We start from the raw sequence: 16,154 nt of genomic DNA, 5'->3' as shown, positions 1-16,154 counted from the left end.
ATCTTGCGCCGCCGTTGCGCCCTGCTTCGTCTTTATCCTCCCTCGTCTTTCTCGCCGTCCTCCCCGTGTCCAAAGAAGCCAAAGTTGCCCTGCTGGCCGTTGTAGCCCTGGTGGCGTTGTTTGTTGGCTTTCGATTCCTGAAAGGCAGCAACCTGTTTTCCTCTGACCGCACCTTCTACACCGTCTACGACAACGTGGACGGGCTGAACTCCGGCGCGCCCGTGATGTTCAACGGCGTGAAGGTGGGTCAGGTCAAGAACTTGGAGCTGGCCTCCGACCGCGGCAACCGGATTCGCGTGTCCCTCGAAATTGAGAAGCGCGTGGAAGTTGGTGACTCCACGGTGGCCAGCCTGAGCGGCTCCCTGCTGGGCTCCAAAACCATTACCCTGCTGCAAGGCCGCAACACCAAGATTTTTGGTGGCGGCGAGGAAATCCGCTCCTACCACGCCGCCAGCATCACCGACGCCTTCCAGGCCAAGGCCCTGCCCGTACTCGGTACCGTCGACTCCACGCTGCTCAAAGTCAATCAGTTCCTGAGCAAGGAAGCCCGCCTTAGCCTGCAGCAGACCCTGCTGAACTCGCAGGCCACCACCGAGGCGCTGCGCAACCTGCTGGTGGCCAACCAGCGCAACATCAACCAGATTACCTCCAACATGGCCCGCCTCAGCGCCGACCTAGCCGTGACGGAGCGCAAGTTCGACGCGGTAGCCTCCAACCTGGCCCTGATTACGGACACGCTCAAGCGCGCCCCGCTGGCCAAAACCGTGCGCGACATGAACACCGCCGTGGCCCAGACGCAGGCCACCATCAAGGGCCTGAACCAGCAGCTGAACTCGACGAAAGGCTCCCTGGGCAAGCTGCTCAACGACGACTCGCTCTACACCAACCTGAACGCCACTTCGGCCTCGGCCAACGCCCTGCTGGTGGACCTCAAAGCCAACCCCAAGCGCTACGTGCACTTCTCGGTGTTCGGCGGCGGGGGCAAGGAGAAAAAGAAAATCGAGACGGAAGTAAAGCCCGACGGCACCCGCACCCGCGAAACCAAAACCGTGACCCAGCAGCCCGCTGCCCCCGTGGATACGGCCGTGCGGCCCTAATCTTTGCTTGGCTTAAATCGAAAGCCCGCGTCGAAAGACGCGGGCTTTTTTGTGCTATACCAGGATGTCTGTGCTGTACCAGCACGTCTGTGGTATAACAGCCCGTCATCCTGAGCAGAGCGAAGGACCTGCCTCAAACCCTGCACCGCCGCTGACAACAATGCCCCAACGCCAATCAGCCAGAATGATTAAAGCACAGCCACTAACATCGGGGCATTGGTGGCTGCGCTTCTCAGTTGGTGCAGGGTGCGAGGTAGGTCCTTCGCTCTGCTCAGGATGACGGGCTTTTTTTGCCCTGCTGATACTGTAACCTAACACTCGTTAGGCTGATGCGTTAAATCCTGTACCTTTGGAAATGGCCCGCGCAGGCGGGTATTTCGTCTCCCCAACGCTCCATCATTCCCGTGAATCAGCCCGCAGCTCCCACCCGCCAGGACCTCGAATTCAACAAAAACGAAGACAGCATCAAGCAGCTGAACTTCCAGCTGCAGAAGCGCCTGGAAAAGGTGCGGCTCGGCGGGGGCGAAAAGCGCATTGCCGCCCACAAGGCCAAGGGCAAGCTCACGGCCCGGGAGCGGATTGACTACCTCATCGACAAGGGTTCGGAAACCGTCGAAATCGGCGCCTTCGCGGGCGAGGGTATGTACCGCGAGGAAGGCGGCTGCCCCTCGGGTGGCGTGGTGGTGGTTATCGGCTACGTGCAGGGCCGGCAGTGCGTCATCGTGGCCAACGACGCCACGGTGAAGGCCGGGGCCTGGTTTCCGATTACGGCCAAGAAAAACCTGCGCGCCCAGGAAATCAGCATCGAAAACCGCCTGCCGATTATCTACCTGGTCGATTCGGCGGGGGTGTATCTGCCCATGCAGGACGAAATCTTCCCCGACAAGGAGCACTTCGGCCGCATCTTCCGCAACAACGCGGTGATGAGCAGCATGGGCATCGTGCAGCTGGCGGCCATCATGGGCCCGTGCGTGGCCGGCGGAGCCTACCTGCCGATTATGTCCGACGAGGCCATGATTGTGGACGGCACGGGCTCGGTGTTTCTGGCGGGCTCCTACCTGGTGAAGTCGGCCATCGGCGAATCCATCGACAACGAGACGCTGGGCGGGGCTACCACGCACTCGGAAATTTCGGGCGTGACGGACTACAAGTTCAAGAACGACGAGGAGTGCCTGGACCACATCCGCAACATCTTCGACAAGCTCGGCGCCCAGCCCACGGCCGGCTTCTCGCGCAAGGCCCCGCAGGCCCCGGCCCTGGATGAAAAGGAAATCCTAGGCCTGCTGCCCGCCGACCGCGTGAAGCCCTACGACATGATGGATATCATCCTGCGGCTCGTGGACAACTCGGAGTTTGAGCCCTACAAGGACCTGTACGGGCAGAGCCTGATTTGCGGGCTGGCCCGCATCGACGGCTGGGCGGTGGGCATCGTGGCCAACCAGCGCAAAATCGTTAAGACCAAGAAGGGCGCCATGCAGATGGGCGGCGTTATCTACTCCGACTCGGCCGACAAGGCCGCGCGCTTTATCATGAACTGCAACCAGAAGCGCATCCCGCTGGTGTTTCTGCACGACGTGTCGGGCTTCATGGTCGGCTCGCAGTCGGAGCACGGCGGCATCATCAAGGACGGGGCGAAGATGGTCAACGCCATGTCCAACTCCGTGGTGCCGAAGTTCTCGGTCATCATCGGCAACTCCTACGGGGCCGGCAACTACGCCATGTGCGGCAAGGCCTACGACCCGCGCCTCATCGTGGCCTGGCCCACGGCCCAGCTGGCGGTGATGAGCGGGGCCGCCGCGGCCAATACGCTGCTGCAGATCCAAGTAGCCGCCGCCGAAGCCAAGGGCGACAAGCTCACCGAGGAGGCCAAAAAGGAAATGTTCGACAAAATCAAAGCCCGCTACGACGAGCAGCTCTCGCCCTACTACGCCGCCGCCCGCCTCTGGGTCGACGCCATCATCGACCCGCTGCAGACGCGCAAGCTAATTTCGGAAGGCATCAGCATGGCCAACCACGCGCCGATTGAGAAGGCGTACAATGTGGGGGTGATTCAGGTGTGAAGAAATAAAATTCACAGAAGGGGGCCATCGGTTGTCTCTTTTTCTTTTTGAGATACTAAAATCAAAACTGAAAGTCAGATGAATAATTGCTTGGAATGCGGATGTGTTATTTCATTCGGGGTAGCAGGTTACTCAATGGAAAACTTTGGTGTACCGCTTTGTATGCCGCATCAAGAATATGCCAAGCGTATGGAGTTGCAGTCGACAGAAGAATCTATGCGTTTATATTTCGCGCTGAAAGAAAGGGGCGTTCCTGCTAAGCTAGAACAGTTCGATGGGTACAAGCATATAGATATTTCCGTACCTGAAGCAAAGGTCAATATTGAAGTTGATGGGATACATCATAACCGCGATGCTAAACAAGCCCTTTCGGACTTAAAGAGAACTTACTATTCATTTCTTAGAGGTTATTTGACAATACGAATTCCTAATTCTTTAGTACGTAACGACAAGTTGCTAGATGAAACAGCGGATTACCTAGTTGATATGCTTAATGTCAATCGGAGCAATAACTTCTCGAAACGTCGGAATTGAAAGTTTAACGGAAGCGAGCAATACATCTACTTTCTGACCAGTTGCAACGGCGCAGGCAAACCTGCCGCTTACGCCCTACTGCCCGGCTTTGGGGGGTAGAACTACGTATCTTAAAGACATGAAAACCCTGACCCTCACCATTCCCGACTCACTGGACCTCAGCGCCCGGGAGGCGGCTATGCTGCTGGCCACGCGCCTATACGAGCAAGGCAAGCTCACGCTCGGCCAAGCCGCCGAGCTGGCCGGCTACAGCAAGCGCACCTTTATGGAATTGCTGGCAGACTACGGTGTGTCGGTCATCAACCATTCGCCCGACGACCTGGCGCGGGACATGGCCAATGCCTGAGCTGGTTATTTCTGACACCAGCTGCCTGATTCTGCTGACCAACATCGGCGAATTAGACCTGTTGCAGCGACTGTACGGCCGCGTCTGGACAACACCAACAGTGGCAGCTGAATATGGAAAGCCCTTGCCAGCGTGGATAGCGGTGGAGGCGGCCCGTGACCAATACCGGCAACAGCTGCTTGCTACGCAGCTGGACGCGGGCGAATCAAGTGCTATAGCGTTGGCGCTGGAGAAGGCTAATTGCACGCTGATTCTGGATGACCGACGCGCCCGGCGCGTTGCTGAGCAGCTACGGATTCAGATTACCGGCATCCTGGGGGTGTTGCTGAAAGCCAAGCAGCGCGGAGTTATTCCGGCTGTCAAGCCCCTGCTGGCCCGCATCCGGCAAACCAATTTTCGGCTGTCGGCGGAGCTGGAAACGCAGGTGCTGAAGCTGGCCGGGGAGCTATGACCAAGCACTTCTACCTCTTGGCCGGCTGCAATGGCGCGGGCAAAACCACCGCCTACGCCCTGCTGCCCGGTTTTGGGGGGTAGAACTACGTATCTTAACGCAATGAAAACCCTGACTATCAACATCCCTGATTCACTCGACCTCAGCGCCCGGGAGGCGGCTATGCTGCTGGCCACGCGCCTATACGAGCAAGGCAAGCTCACGCTCGGCCAAGCCGCCGAGCTGGCCGGCTACAGCAAGCGCACCTTTATGGAGCTGCTGGCAGACTACGGCGTGGCCGTGTTCGACCTGACCGAAGAAGAGCTGCTAAGCGACGTACAGAATGCCGCCCGTTATCATCGCTGATGCCAGTTGCCTGATCCTGCTGGAAAAAATTGGCGCGCTTGAGCTGCTGCCCCGGCTTTTCGGTCGCATCACCGTCACGGACATCGTGGCGGCCGAGTACGGGCTGCCGCTCCCCGAATGGGCAGCGGTAAAAGTCAACCAAGATGCTTCGCAACTGCAACTGCTGTCCTTGACCCTGGACCGGGGCGAAGCCAGCGCCATTGCCCTGGCATTGGAGCAGTCGGACTGCTTGTTAATCATGGACGAGCGGCGCGGTCGGCAGGTAGCCTTCCGGCTGCATCTGCCCGTTGTCGGCACATTGGGCATTTTGCTTCGGGCCAAGAGCAGCGGCCTCATCGGGGCCATCAAGCCGTTATTGGATGCCATTGGCACCACCAATTTTCGCCTGAGTAACCAATTGGTGCAGCTCGTGCTGAAGCAGGCGGGGGAATAAATCTATGAGGCGCCTCTACCTCCTGGCCGGCTGCAATGGCGCGGGCAAAATCACCGCCGCCTACGCCCTGCTGCCCGCGCTGCTCGACTGCCACGAGTTCGTTTCGACGAAATAGCGCGGGGCCTCTCGCCGTTTCAGCCTGGGACGGTGAGCGTGCAGGCGGGCCGGCTGATGCTCACGCGGCTGCGGGAGCTGCTGGCGGCGGGGGAGAGCTTTGCGCTGGAAACCACGCTGGCCACGCGCCTCTATCTGCCCTTCATCCGGCAGGCCCAGGCGCAGGGCTACTACGTCAGCTTGTTCTTTTTCTGGCTTGATTCGCCGGAGGCAGCCGTACAGCGGGTGCGGACGCGGGTACGGGAAGGCGGGCACCACATCCCGGAGCCGACCATTCGGCGGCGGTACGAAGGCGGATTGCGGCAGTTTTTTAAGCAATACCGCACGGCCGTTGACAGCTGGGTGTTGCTGGATAATTCGCCGGGCAAGCCTCAGAAAATAGCTGAAGGAAACCCGGCACACGAAGAAGTAGTTGACGTAGTAATTTGGCAGCAACTAACTGCGCACTACCAATGACCAAGGAAGAGCAGGCCGCGCACATCAGCCGTCAGCTGGATAAGGGCCTCGTGCTGGCCTACGAAGCCATGCTGGCCTTTAAGCGCTACAAGCAGACGCCCGTCATTATTTCGCGCAACGGGCAGGTGTTGGCCGTGTCGCCGGACGACCTGCCGCCGGCCCGGCCCGTGGCATAAGCCCGCCAAGCCCCAAGACGCAAAACGCCCCGGCCACCCAGCCGGGGCGTTTTGCCTTCTAGCGCGGTGCCACCCACCCGAAGCGTAGCACCTTACTCGCCGGCATAGGTCCGGGCGCAATGTGAACTGGGCGTTGCTCGCAGGTTACGCTTGCGCACAGGCCGGGGGCAGTACCCCACCCGATTATTTTTTTTCGGGTGGGGTACTGCCGGGGCGTGGGCGCGGGCTGGAGCGGCCAAAACCCAAGCGGGCCGTATCTTGCCCGCCGGTTGGTTGTCACGCCCCTCTTCCTATGGCCAAGAAAACCGCGGCGGCCTCGCCGCAGCTGATCCGCATTGCGGCCCCCGGCAGCGCCGATCTTTCCAAGGAGCAAAAAGCCTTTAACCGGCTCACCAAGCGCATTGCCAAGCTGGAAACCGAGGTGCACGCGTTTCGCGCGGCCGCTACCCGGCTGCGCCAGCGCATGCAAGCCGAGTACCGCCCCTTGCAGCAGAGGCACAACGACGAGCGGGCCCGGCTGGTGCGGGTGCTCGACCACGCCTACCAGCAGCACAAGCTCACCAAAACCGAGCGCGGCAAAATCGAGGACCTCATCGCCCACGCCTGCGCCGACCTGCCCGGGCGCGGCCACCCCGAGCTGCAACCCATCATTGAGCGCTACGCCCCGCCGCCGCTGAGCGAGCAGGAAGAGGCGGCGCTGGACCAGCAGACGGCCACCATGATGAAAACCCTCTACGAGCTGCAGTACGGCATCCGCTTCGACCCCGCAGCCGACGTGAGCACGCCCGAGAAGTTCCGCGACTACGTGCAGCAGCAGCTCGACGCGGAGGAAGCCGAGTACCAGCGCCAGGAAGCCGCAGCGGCCGAGCGCCGGGCCCGGCGCAAGAAAAGCCCGAAGCAGCAGGCCGCCGAGGAAAAGAAGAAGGCCGAAGCCAAGAGCGTGACCCAGGCCGTGCGCACCCTGTACCTGGACCTGGTAAAGCACCTGCACCCCGACCGGGAGCGGGACGAGGCCGAGAAAGCCCGCAAAACCGAGCTGCTCCAGCGCGTGACCACCGCATACGAAGCCGGCGAGCTGCTGACTTTGCTGCGCCTGCAGCTGGAGCTGAACCGCCTCGACCAGGACCACCTCGAAAACCTGGCCGAAGCCCAGCTGCGCTACTACAACCAGCTGCTGCGCGACCAGGCCCGGGAGCTGGAAGCCCAGCTCTACGAGGAGCAGATGGAGCTGAGCAACTTCACCGGGCGCACCTACTACTTCGGCGCGGCACCCGCCGCCCTGGAGCGCGACTTTGAGCAGCAGAAAAGCCAGCTCGAAGCCAAAATCCGGCAGCTGGCGGCCGAGGTGCTGGCCTTCGAGCACGACCCCCGGGCCCTCAAGGCCTTCCTGAAAACCTACAAGATTCCCAAGCCGGGCCCCGGGCCGCTGCTGATGCCGCTGTGGTAAGGCGGTGGTATAGCCCGCGCCACCCGCGCGAAAAACGGCATGTGGTGCCGCTGCGCAAAATCGGCCACCCGCGCCTGCCACGCGGCGGCAGTTGAGGCGTCGGGGGCGAAGTGCAGCTCCACCAGCCACAGGTGCACTTGGTAGTAATCGAGCAGCCAGGCGTGGGTATCGAGCGCGAAGAGGGCAGCCAGGCCGGGCGGGCGCGTGGCGGGCTGGCCGGTGCGGCACCGGGCCACCGCGTCGAAGGCCCGCAACAACTCGGTGTACACGTTGTGCTCCAGCTGCAACGCCTCGGGTACGGCAGCCTCAGTCAGCAAGAGCCAGCGCCCAAGCGCGGGGTATTGGCCGGCGAGAAACAGCGCCTCGGCGACCAGAAAATGATAGCCGGCCGGAAACTGGTTGTAGAAGGCCGGCAAGGCAGGGGCGGATGGCACCGGCGGCAGCTGCGCCGCCTGCTGCTCCACCTGGGCCAGCAGGGCGGCGGGCAGCGGCTGGTCGGGGGCGTCGTACCAGGCCGCCACAAGCTGGGCGAAGGCGCGGCGGCCCTGCGGAAAGGCGTGCAGGCCTGGGGCGCAGGGTAGCGCCAGCAGCTGCTTCAGCCGCTGACGCCAGGCGGGCTCGTCGCCGCCTAGAAACTCGCCCAGAAACAGCGTGCAGTGCCCAAACAGCTGGGCCTCGGGCGTGGGCTTGTGCCGCAGGTATTCGCGCAGCAACTCACCGTAAGCGCCGTTGAGCGAGGCCAGGTCCACGAACGACTCCACGAAAAACTCCTGCCCGGCGGGGTGGGCGGCCAGGCGCAGGGCCAGGGGCGCCGCCGGACCGGTGGGCGCAGCCGGCCGCGTGACGCGCCCCAGAAAGTAGCCCAGCAGCAGTCGCTCGGGGTAAGCCAGCTGCGCCATTCCTAGCAGTTCGGGGATGTCGGGCGCGGCGGCCGTGGGCGCGGGCGGCGCGGCAGCCAGGGCCGCCACGGCCCGCCCGAAGGCGGCAAAATCGGCGTGGCCCGTGTACCGGGCCAGCGTATCGAGGGTGTGCAGGTGGTAGCCGCCCTGCTTGTGCACCAACCCGAAAAACCGGCGCAGCGTGCTGGGGCTGAGCCGCCGCCCGCCGGTGGCGGCGGTGCGCTGAAGCTGCTGCTCCAGCGCGTCGCAGTGGCTAGGGTAGCGGAGCGGCTGCCCGAAGCGGGCGGCCACGGCCTCGCGCAGGGCGGTGTGCAGGGGGGTGGGCAGATGGGGCACGGCGGATAGCGGGAACTGGTTCAGCTGCCAAAAAAAGAAATTTTTGGCCTTTGCGCCCACGGCCCGGCGCGGCGCACTTTTGGGCCTTCACCACATAGCCCCCAAATCCCATGAAATGCACAAGCTGCGGCCGGGAAGGCATTTTTTTCGGCGACACCTGCCAGCACTGCGGCACCCGCAACCGCGACAATACCCAGTCCTTGGACGGCCTGTGGGGCCGCGCGCAGTCCAAAGAGAAGCCGCGCAAGGCCCCGGGGCCGAAGAAGTCGTTTTTTCGGCCGCTGTGGGCGCTGCCGTTTCGGGTGCTGTGGCTGCCGGTGCGTTTGGGCTGGTGGCTGGTCAAGGGCGCGTTCTAAAGCCACCAAGCTGCCATGTTACCGATGAAGACGCTCCGCCGGTTTCGGCCGCTCGCGCTGCTGACCGGCCTGCTGCTGGGGCTGGCCCACGCCGCCGGGGCCCAGCAGGTGCTGCTCAAGCGCACGTACTACGACCTGAGCCGCCGCCGCTTGCACGAGGAATACCAGTATATCCGCACGGCGGCCGTGCCCGAGTGCAAGCACGGCTACTACAAAGAATACGACGAGCAGGGCGTGCTCTGGAAAAAGGGCAACTACCGCCATAACCAGGCAGAAGGCCGGCAGCTGGAATACCTGAACGCGGCCGGGCAGCCCCAACTGCAATACGACGTAACGGTGCGCCACGGCATAGCGCACGGTCCCTATATCCGCTATCGGGGGGCCAACGAAAAAATGTCGGCCGGCAACTATGTAAACGGCTCCCGGGAAGGCGTCTGGCATTTCTACTACGCCGAAGGCTACGAGGTATGCCGGTATCAGAACGATAAAAAGGAAGGCCCGGCGGCGCTGTATTACACGGGCGGCAAGCTGGCAGAGCAATACGCCTACCGCAACGATGAGCGCTACAACGACGGCGACATCCAGAGCTTCTATGAAGATGGCAGCCCCAAAAAATCCGGTCACTTCACGGCCGGGTTGATGAACGGCCGGTTTCGGGCCTGGTACCCCAACGGGCAGCTGCGCTACGAGGAAAACTACGTTGACGACGCGCCCGAAGGCCGTTTTCTGGCCTACAGCGAAGCAGGTGAGCTGATTACGGACGACGTGTACGCCGCCGGCCGACTGGTAGAGCACAAGCAAACAGCCCGGGAAATGGCCGAACAAGCGCGGCAGCAGCAGTACGAAGCACTGCGGCAGCGGCAAAAGTTGCAGCAAGATTCTATACAACAAGCCTACGCGCGGGCCGAAACCGACCGTCGGCAGCAGCTGGAAATGACGCAAGAGGCCGAAGCGCTGGCCAAAGACGCGGCATTGAAACAGGAAACCATGCGCAACGAAGCTGCCGTGGGCTACCGCCGCCAGCTCGACCCGCGCCTGTACGTGGAACTGTACCAGCAGCTTCTGGCCGATTACCGCGCCGCCACCAGCCCCGCCGATCAGCTCACGCGGGCCAAGCGGCTGAAGCGCCTGCTGGCGCTGGCCGTGGCCCTGGAGCGCGGCGAGCAGCCCGAGCTGCGCAAAGCGTTGCGCAAGGAACCCGATCTGACAAAAGCCCTGGCCCTGACCGGCCTTTAGTTCCACCTGCCTGATGAAACCGATAACATTTGCTGGAAATTTCGTTTTCCTGAACGTTAGCCGCCTGTACCGGGTAGGAATGAGTGAGGCCGAGCTGTATGACATTACCCGGCAAGCCTGGCGCGTAGCCCCCTGCCGACGTGAGCGGGTACAGTACGCGGCGGCCGTGCAGGGTGGCCTCGTGCGGGCCGTGTACCGGGTGCGGCGCTGGCGGCCTTGCGCCGTACCGAAATTGGCCGGAAGGTGGGAGTTTGAGCAGGCCGCGCCCGAAGCCGGCCTGCGCGAACGGTACGTAGGGCAGCCCGCCGCCCCATACATGCCGCCCGGCAGCCGGTTCGTGGTGCAGTACAATTTCGAGTGCCGCTGAGCAGCAATTTACTAGAAGCAGCATGGCAGTCTGCCCGGGGGCGCAAGTAGCCGGTGACGCGGCGGAAACCCGCCCGTTTGGGCCGCCCAGATTCCCCGCCCCAAAATCGGCACCGGCTACTTGCAGGAAACTCATACCAAACTGGTCTGTCGGGGGTGCAGCCATTACTGCGACTTGCTGAGTTCACCCGCAGACCGTACGCACGACCGAAGCCGCTATCCAGACGTTCCAAGGCCGGCGCGGCGGGCCCATATTAGTTGTTTTCCGGCGATATGAGCCACAAAAAAGTGCCTAACCCGCCCGTGCCGCGCCTTTCTGTGCTCGGCCACCGCGCCCTGCTGCGTCATGCCGACCCGGGTCTGCGCGAAACCGCCGCGCTGCTGAAAGCCGCCGCGAAAGTCACCATCTTCTCCGGGTCGGGCTGCGCCCAAGCCCAGCCCGAAATGCTGCAAGCGGCCGAGGCGCTGGGCGCCCCCAAGTCACGGCAGCGTCTTATTTCAGTGTAGAGGCGTTACGTTCTGCTCAGAGTGAAAGAAGATTATTCCATTTGCCTTGATCATGGATGCGGCACGGCCCCGCAAACAAACCCGCCGCCCGGCCGTGGCAAAGCCGCCCGCGTTGCGTTTATTTGTGCTTTACCGGGCTCCGAGTTGCTGCCGGCGCCGGGCCTGTTTGCGCGTTCCATGACCAACAAAGAACTCAAAGCCCTTATTTCGCTGCTCGACGACGCCGAAATCCGGCCCCAAATCGAGGAGCGGATTCACGAGCTGGGCGAAAGCGTGATTCCCTTTCTGGAAGAAGCCTGGGAGGAAAGCCTCGACCCGGCGCAGCAGCAGCGCCTGGAAGAGCTGATTCACGATTTGCAGTTCAGCGGGCTGCAGGAGCGCCTGCGCGTGTGGCGCGACTCGGGCGGCGAGAACCTGCTGGAGGGCATGTGGCTCATCAACAAGTACCAGTACCCCGACGCCGACCTGCAGGCCCTCAACCGCGCCGTGGAGCAGCTGCGCTACGAAGCCTGGACGCTGATGTCGTCTGAAATGGGGCCCATTGACCAGATCCGGGCCCTGAACCACATCCTGTTCAAGGTGCACCGCTTCGCGGCCAACACCCAGAACTTCCACGCCCCGGCCAACTCCATGCTGCACCTGGTGCTGGAAACGCGCCGCGGCAACCCGCTCACGCTCTGCGTAATCTACCTGCTGGTGGCCCAGCGCCTGAAGCTGCCGGTGTACGGCGTGAACCTGCCCAACCTGTTCATTCTCACCTACAAGCCCGAGGAGCCGCAGAACCAGCCGTTCTACATCAACTGCTACAACCGCGGCCTCATTCTCACCCGCACCGACATCGAGCACTACGTGGCCCAGCTAAACCTGCCGGCCAACGACATCTTCTTCGAGCCCTGCTCCCACCTCGACATCGTGCGCCGCGCCCTGCGCAACCTGGCCGTGAGCTTCGAGAAAATGCAGGAGCCCGAAAAAGCCACCGAAGTCAGCAAGCTGCTGGCCATCCTGACCGGCGAGGAAGCCCCCGTGCCGCCTCCCAGCGAGGAAGACGAGCCGGACGAGGAGTAACGTTTCGGGTAGGGCAGGAGCGAAGAAAGAAGAACGTCATCCTGAGCAGAGCGAAGGACCTTCCTCGAACCCCGCACCGCCGCTGATAATAACGAGCAGACGCTAATCAGCTGCAACGATAAAAGCGCAGCCACTAACCGCTATGGTAGTGGCTGCGCTTCTTTTATGTAGGCGTTCTACCGAAAGAACGTCAGTGGCTTTGACTCTGGCGGCGGTGCAGGGTTCGAGGAAGGTCATTCCTGCGTCAGGATGACGTTCTTCTTTCGTCACACCTCGCCCGTTTAGTTCTTCTTGATCAGGCAGCCCGAAGCCCGTTTCTCGGCAATGGCGGCCGTCTGGCCGGCCAGCACCGCGTCGATGGCGCTTTTCAGGTAACGGTCCTTCACGTACGACTCCATCTGCGGGTTGTCGTCGATGGCGCCGCGGTAGCGCACCGTGAAACCGCCCGCTACGGGCTGCAGCACCACGGCTTCCGGCGTTTTCGAGACGCCCAGCAGGGCGGCGGTTTTCAGGCCTTCGTCGGTGAAGGGGCTGCCAGCGTCGCCGCTGGTTTTCACCTTCAGCTTGTCGGCGTCGAGGGCGTCGGCGGTCTGTTCCAGGTTGATGGGCGCCGTCACCAGCAGAAATTCAACTCCCTGGGCGGCGTAGGCGCTGCTGAGCGCGTTGAGGCGGCTTTGGTACAGGCGGGAAAAGGGGCAGCCGGGGTTGGTGAAGACCACCACCACGGCCTTGCGGCCGGTGAGCGAGCTGAGCGTCAGGGCCGAGTTGTCGGCGCGCTTCAGGGTGAAATCGGTGACGAGGGCCGTCTGGGCCCGGGCCGACGTTACCACCACGGTAGCGGTGATGAGCAGCACGGCGGCGAGCAGGGAAAGGCGTCGGAAAGACATATCGGGGAGCTGAAACATCAGCGCAAAAGGGCGGGGGAATGGGTCCAGGTGAGTACGCAGCCGGAAGGTAGCTGTTCGTAGCCGAGCCGGTGCTGCGAGGGGGCTTCGTCGGGCGGCAGCAGGTGGCCGGTGAGCTGGCCGGCGGCCTGCAGCTCGAACGGGTCCAGTTGCAGGTGCTCCTTGAAGAGCAGGCGGCGGTGGCTGTAGAGCTTGTAGAGCGTTTCCTTGGCGCTCCAGTAAAGGCTGTGTTTTACATCATCGGGGCCGGCGTCCAGCAGTTCGTCGTCGGATAAGAACTTACGGGCCAGCTGCCGGGCTTTCGGGCGCACTTGTTCAACATCTATGCCAACGCGCCCGTGCGCCGTCAGCAGCGCCGCCACCCACTCGCCGGAGTGCGACAACGACACGCCGAAACCGGGCGGGCCCACGACGAGCGGCTGCCCGGTGTCCGGGGCGTTGCGGATGAGGGCCGGGCCGGCGCCTAGCTCCCGCAGCAGCGCGTGGGCCAGGGCCCGACCGGCCAGCCACTGGCGCGGGCGCTGCGCATCGCGGCCGGCGGGCAGCAGCTCGGCGTAGCCGGCGGCGGCGGGCAGCAGCGCCAGCAGCTCCTCCACGGGTTCGGTGAGGTGCCAGAGGCCGAGCAGGGCGGGCGAATCGGGGAGGGGCGCGGTCAGGCGGTGAAGCGGCACGGGGAAAAACGGGGTTGGCCTGGGCTAAGGTACGGCCACTGGCAGGATTCGCGGCGGGCCCGGTGTGGCGGCAGTGCCGGCCGGCGGGCGTACTTTCGTGCCGCCGCCAGTGCCGCGGCTCCTTCTTGCCCCCTTTGCTACCGATGACTTCCGCTTCCCGCCCGCAGGTTCATAAGCTGGCCGCCCTGACCGGCCACCGCGACTGCGTGTACGCGCTGACCGGCCACCCGAACGAGGCCACGTTCTACTCGGCCGGGGCCGATGGGCTGGTGGTGGCCTGGAACGTGGACGCGCCCGAGCAGGACGGGCAGCTGGTGGCCCGCGTCGAAAACTCGGTGTACGCGCTCCATTACGAGGCGGCGCGGCAGTTGCTGATTATCGGCCACAACTTCCAGGGCGTACAGGTCATCGACCTGCGGGACAAAGCCCTGCGCCACGCCACGGCCCTGCCGCCGGTGGCCATTTTCGACTTCGCCTACTCTGAAGCCCGGCAGCGCCTGTACGTGGCCCTGGGCGACGGTACGCTGGCCGTGCTGCGCACCACCGATTTCGGCGTGGAGCAGCTGCTGCGCCTGAGTTCGGCCAGCCTGCGTTGCCTGAGCCTGCACGAGGGCCGCGGCGAGCTGGCCGTGGGCGGCTCCGACCACCGCCTGCGCATCCTCGACGCCGACACGCTACAGGTGAAGCACACGCTCAGCGACGCCACCAATTCCGTCTTCACCTGCGCCTACGGCCCCGACGGGCGCTACCTCTACCTGGCCGGCCGCGACGCCCACCTGCGCGTGTACGACGCCGACCACGGCTACGCGGAGGCCTACACGGTGGTGGCGCACATGTACACCATCAACCACCTCACCTTCAGCCCCGACGGCCGCCTGCTGGCCACCAGCAGCATGGACAAAAGCATCAAGCTCTGGGACGCTGCCTCGGGCCGCCTGCTGCGGGTGGTCGACCGGGCCCGGCACGCCGGGCACGGCACCTCCGTGAACCGCTTGTTTTGGTCGGGGCGGCAGAATCGGCTAGTTTCGTGTAGCGACGACCGCAGCCTGGCCGTTTGGCAGGTGTCGGTTGATGGTTGACGGGGGACCGGTAGGGCAGGCGCAAAATCCCGGATGCCGCCGGGCCCTTTGCCCGGCTGGGCCTGGGCACGACACCCGGAGCCTACTGCCGAAACCGTCAACTACCAGCCCGTAGCAAGCTTCCATTTCCCCTCCCCATGAAAATTACCGCCCTCGATATCCGCCAGAAAACCTTTGAGCGCGCCTTCCGCGGCGTCGACAAGGACGAAGTAGACGGCTTCCTGCTCACCCTCTCGCAGCAGTGGGAGCGGATGACCGACGAAAACCGGGAGCTGCGCCGGCAGCTCGACCAGGCCCAGCAGGACGTGCAGCGCATGCGCGAAGTGGAAACCTCGCTCTACCGCACCCTCAAAACCGCCGAGGACACCAGCTCCAGCATGGTGGACCAGGCCCAGAAGGAGGCCGAGCTGAAAGTGCGCGAGGCCCAGATGGAAGCCGAGCAGCTGCTGTCGGAAGCCCGGCAGAAGGCCCGCGCGGTGGTAGACGACGCCTACCAGCAGGCCGATAAAGCCATTGCCGACATGCAGCAGGAAGTGCAGAGCCTGGGCCAGGAGCACCAGCGCCTCGAAGGGCTGTACGACGGCCTCGTGCGCGACCTGCAGCAGCTGGCCGGCGCCGTGCAGCAGAAAGCCGACAAGGCCAAGGAGCGGCCCCGCGGCGGGGCGGCGGCCATCCTTTCCAAGGCCGCCAGCGTAAAGGTGGTACGCGAGGAACCCGCCTCGCCCGCAACCGAACCGTCCTCCATGTACGTGCCCGCACCTGCCGCCTCTTCCTCCGCCGCCAGCATCCCCGCCACCGCGCCCGCCGTGGGTAGTGGTTTTGGTGATGCCCGGCCCCGCGCCATCGGCTTCGAGCCCAATGGCCCGCAGCCGGGCAAGCAGCCCCAGCCCGGCTCGCCCTCGCACCCCGAAATCAGCCCGAAGGAGCCCTACGAAAACCCCGGCGTGGCCGAGCCCGGCCGTATTCACCAGCCCGAGCCGGCCACCGTGCCCAACGCCCCGGAGCCCTACATTCCCACGCCCGCACCCGACGTGCAGCCGGTGACGCCGTCTTCGCCCGAAATTGCGCCGCCCGCCCCCACGCCGCACCCCGGCTACGCCGCCGCCCCGGCCGTGGCCGCCGAAGCCGAGAAGTCGTTCTTCGACGAAATCTAAATCACGGATTCTTTCGGATTTATCCGGATTGCGCGGATTTTGTGGACGATTGTCGTCCGGGTGGTGCCACGACTCCAAAAGTCGTGGCACCACTACTTTTAAGCTACTGGTTCCGGCACCA

General features: G+C 63.7%; 20 protein-coding genes. 17 read left to right on the top strand and 3 right to left on the bottom strand.

All coding sequences use genetic code 11. From position 1 onward, the window contains the following. The first annotated feature begins 65 nt into the window (after positions 1-65). The 10 genes from EJV47_RS11280 to EJV47_RS11235 all read left to right on the top strand — a co-directional run bounded on the left by EJV47_RS11280 (position 66) and on the right by EJV47_RS11235 (position 7,459). On the top strand, positions 66-1,097 hold the full coding sequence (locus EJV47_RS11280; protein WP_165903709.1) for an MlaD family protein: 1,032 nt from the start codon (positions 66-68) through the stop codon (positions 1,095-1,097). A 404-nt stretch (positions 1,098-1,501) separates the two neighbouring features. Next, positions 1,502-3,157 carry an acyl-CoA carboxylase subunit beta gene (locus tag EJV47_RS11275; RefSeq protein ID WP_126693255.1) on the top strand — a complete coding sequence of 552 codons (1,656 nt, stop codon included), beginning with the start codon at positions 1,502-1,504 and terminating at the stop codon, positions 3,155-3,157. Between the two features lie 135 nt (positions 3,158-3,292). Then, complete coding sequence (locus tag EJV47_RS11270; protein WP_243651115.1) at positions 3,293-3,691, top strand: DUF559 domain-containing protein; 399 nt, start codon at positions 3,293-3,295, stop codon at positions 3,689-3,691. Positions 3,692-3,809: 118 nt separating this feature from the next. After that, positions 3,810-4,037, top strand: a complete 228-nt coding sequence (locus EJV47_RS11265; RefSeq protein WP_126693254.1) for a UPF0175 family protein — start codon at positions 3,810-3,812, stop codon at positions 4,035-4,037. Then, positions 4,030-4,488, top strand: coding sequence for a PIN domain-containing protein (locus EJV47_RS11260; RefSeq protein ID WP_126693253.1), 459 nt, complete (start codon positions 4,030-4,032; stop codon positions 4,486-4,488). The genes EJV47_RS11265 and EJV47_RS11260 overlap by 8 nt, the downstream gene beginning before the upstream one ends. Before the next feature lie 102 nt (positions 4,489-4,590). Then, a complete protein-coding gene (locus EJV47_RS11255) occupies positions 4,591-4,833 on the top strand; it encodes a UPF0175 family protein (RefSeq protein ID WP_126693252.1) in 243 nt (80 codons plus the stop codon). After that, positions 4,811-5,266 carry a PIN domain-containing protein gene (locus EJV47_RS11250; RefSeq protein WP_126693251.1) on the top strand — a complete coding sequence of 152 codons (456 nt, stop codon included), beginning with the start codon at positions 4,811-4,813 and terminating at the stop codon, positions 5,264-5,266. The genes EJV47_RS11255 and EJV47_RS11250 overlap by 23 nt, the downstream gene beginning before the upstream one ends. Positions 5,267-5,413: 147 nt before the next feature. Beyond that, a complete protein-coding gene (locus EJV47_RS11245; RefSeq protein ID WP_243651112.1) occupies positions 5,414-5,836 on the top strand; it encodes an ATPase in 423 nt (140 codons plus the stop codon). Next, positions 5,833-6,012 (top strand): hypothetical protein, encoded by a 180-nt coding sequence (locus tag EJV47_RS11240; RefSeq protein WP_126693250.1) that lies wholly within the window; start codon positions 5,833-5,835, stop codon positions 6,010-6,012. Before EJV47_RS11245 ends, EJV47_RS11240 begins: the two co-directional genes overlap by 4 nt. A 292-nt stretch (positions 6,013-6,304) precedes the next feature. Continuing rightward, positions 6,305-7,459, top strand: a complete 1,155-nt coding sequence (locus EJV47_RS11235; protein WP_126693249.1) for a hypothetical protein — start codon at positions 6,305-6,307, stop codon at positions 7,457-7,459. Here the strand turns inward: EJV47_RS11235 and EJV47_RS11230 are convergent. After that, on the bottom strand, positions 7,408-8,694 hold the full coding sequence (locus EJV47_RS11230; RefSeq protein ID WP_126693248.1) for a hypothetical protein: 1,287 nt from the start codon (positions 8,692-8,694) through the stop codon (positions 7,408-7,410). The two genes, EJV47_RS11235 and EJV47_RS11230, sit on opposite strands and share 52 nt — an antisense overlap. Positions 8,695-8,804: 110 nt before the next feature. On the opposite strand from EJV47_RS11230, the gene EJV47_RS11225 reads away from it, so the two are divergent. The 5 genes from EJV47_RS11225 (at position 8,805) to EJV47_RS11205 (ending at position 12,224) form a co-directional block, all read left to right on the top strand. Beyond that, entirely contained in the window at positions 8,805-9,050 is a 246-nt protein-coding gene (locus tag EJV47_RS11225) for a hypothetical protein (RefSeq protein ID WP_126693247.1), read from the top strand. Positions 9,051-9,074: 24 nt separating this feature from the next. Then, positions 9,075-10,286 (top strand): toxin-antitoxin system YwqK family antitoxin, encoded by a 1,212-nt coding sequence (locus EJV47_RS11220; protein ID WP_165903708.1) that lies wholly within the window; start codon positions 9,075-9,077, stop codon positions 10,284-10,286. A gap of 13 nt (positions 10,287-10,299) precedes the next feature. Then, a complete protein-coding gene (locus EJV47_RS11215) occupies positions 10,300-10,653 on the top strand; it encodes a hypothetical protein (RefSeq protein WP_126693245.1) in 354 nt (117 codons plus the stop codon). Between the two features lie 272 nt (positions 10,654-10,925). After that, a complete protein-coding gene (locus EJV47_RS11210) occupies positions 10,926-11,159 on the top strand; it encodes a hypothetical protein (RefSeq protein ID WP_165903707.1) in 234 nt (77 codons plus the stop codon). Positions 11,160-11,336: 177 nt separating this feature from the next. Further along, the gene (locus tag EJV47_RS11205; protein WP_126693243.1) at positions 11,337-12,224 is read left to right on the top strand and encodes a transglutaminase-like domain-containing protein; all 888 of its coding nucleotides are present in this window, start codon (positions 11,337-11,339) and stop codon (positions 12,222-12,224) included. A 281-nt stretch (positions 12,225-12,505) separates the two neighbouring features. On the opposite strand, the gene EJV47_RS11200 is transcribed toward EJV47_RS11205, so the two are convergent. After that, complete coding sequence (locus tag EJV47_RS11200) at positions 12,506-13,111, bottom strand: redoxin family protein (RefSeq protein ID WP_165903706.1); 606 nt, start codon at positions 13,109-13,111, stop codon at positions 12,506-12,508. Between the two features lie 17 nt (positions 13,112-13,128). Further along, a complete protein-coding gene (locus EJV47_RS11195) occupies positions 13,129-13,800 on the bottom strand; it encodes a 4'-phosphopantetheinyl transferase family protein (protein WP_126693241.1) in 672 nt (223 codons plus the stop codon). A 143-nt stretch (positions 13,801-13,943) separates the two neighbouring features. Between EJV47_RS11195 and EJV47_RS11190 the strand changes: the two genes are divergently transcribed. Further along, complete coding sequence (locus EJV47_RS11190) at positions 13,944-14,879, top strand: WD40 repeat domain-containing protein (RefSeq protein WP_126693240.1); 936 nt, start codon at positions 13,944-13,946, stop codon at positions 14,877-14,879. A 137-nt stretch (positions 14,880-15,016) separates the two neighbouring features. Then, a complete protein-coding gene (locus EJV47_RS11185) occupies positions 15,017-16,033 on the top strand; it encodes a DivIVA domain-containing protein (RefSeq protein ID WP_126693239.1) in 1,017 nt (338 codons plus the stop codon). Positions 16,034-16,154: the final 121 nt, after the last annotated feature.

The organism is Hymenobacter gummosus (assembly GCF_003970915.1).
GTDB lineage: Bacteria > Bacteroidota > Bacteroidia > Cytophagales > Hymenobacteraceae > Solirubrum > Solirubrum gummosum.
Note: the sequence above shows the minus strand (reverse complement) of the source record. Positions and strands in the feature narration are given on the sequence as shown.

What these genes read in the sequence shown, in the direction of transcription:
- EJV47_RS11270 (WP_243651115.1), top strand. Translation starts at nt 3,293, where the DNA reads ATGGAAAACTTTGGTGTACCGCTTTGTATGCCGCATCAAGAATATGCC.
- EJV47_RS11265 (WP_126693254.1), top strand. Translation starts at nt 3,810, where the DNA reads ATGAAAACCCTGACCCTCACCATTCCCGACTCACTGGACCTCAGCGCC.
- EJV47_RS11260 (WP_126693253.1), top strand. Translation starts at nt 4,030, where the DNA reads ATGCCTGAGCTGGTTATTTCTGACACCAGCTGCCTGATTCTGCTGACC.
- EJV47_RS11255 (WP_126693252.1), top strand. Translation starts at nt 4,591, where the DNA reads ATGAAAACCCTGACTATCAACATCCCTGATTCACTCGACCTCAGCGCC.
- EJV47_RS11250 (WP_126693251.1), top strand. Translation starts at nt 4,811, where the DNA reads ATGCCGCCCGTTATCATCGCTGATGCCAGTTGCCTGATCCTGCTGGAA.
- EJV47_RS11240 (WP_126693250.1), top strand. Translation starts at nt 5,833, where the DNA reads ATGACCAAGGAAGAGCAGGCCGCGCACATCAGCCGTCAGCTGGATAAG.
- EJV47_RS11235 (WP_126693249.1), top strand. Translation starts at nt 6,305, where the DNA reads ATGGCCAAGAAAACCGCGGCGGCCTCGCCGCAGCTGATCCGCATTGCG.
- EJV47_RS11225 (WP_126693247.1), top strand. Translation starts at nt 8,805, where the DNA reads ATGAAATGCACAAGCTGCGGCCGGGAAGGCATTTTTTTCGGCGACACC.
- EJV47_RS11220 (WP_165903708.1), top strand. Translation starts at nt 9,075, where the DNA reads ATGAAGACGCTCCGCCGGTTTCGGCCGCTCGCGCTGCTGACCGGCCTG.
- EJV47_RS11215 (WP_126693245.1), top strand. Translation starts at nt 10,300, where the DNA reads ATGAAACCGATAACATTTGCTGGAAATTTCGTTTTCCTGAACGTTAGC.
- EJV47_RS11210 (WP_165903707.1), top strand. Translation starts at nt 10,926, where the DNA reads ATGAGCCACAAAAAAGTGCCTAACCCGCCCGTGCCGCGCCTTTCTGTG.
- EJV47_RS11205 (WP_126693243.1), top strand. Translation starts at nt 11,337, where the DNA reads ATGACCAACAAAGAACTCAAAGCCCTTATTTCGCTGCTCGACGACGCC.
- EJV47_RS11200 (WP_165903706.1), bottom strand. Translation starts at nt 13,111, where the DNA reads ATGTCTTTCCGACGCCTTTCCCTGCTCGCCGCCGTGCTGCTCATCACC.
- EJV47_RS11190 (WP_126693240.1), top strand. Translation starts at nt 13,944, where the DNA reads ATGACTTCCGCTTCCCGCCCGCAGGTTCATAAGCTGGCCGCCCTGACC.
- EJV47_RS11185 (WP_126693239.1), top strand. Translation starts at nt 15,017, where the DNA reads ATGAAAATTACCGCCCTCGATATCCGCCAGAAAACCTTTGAGCGCGCC.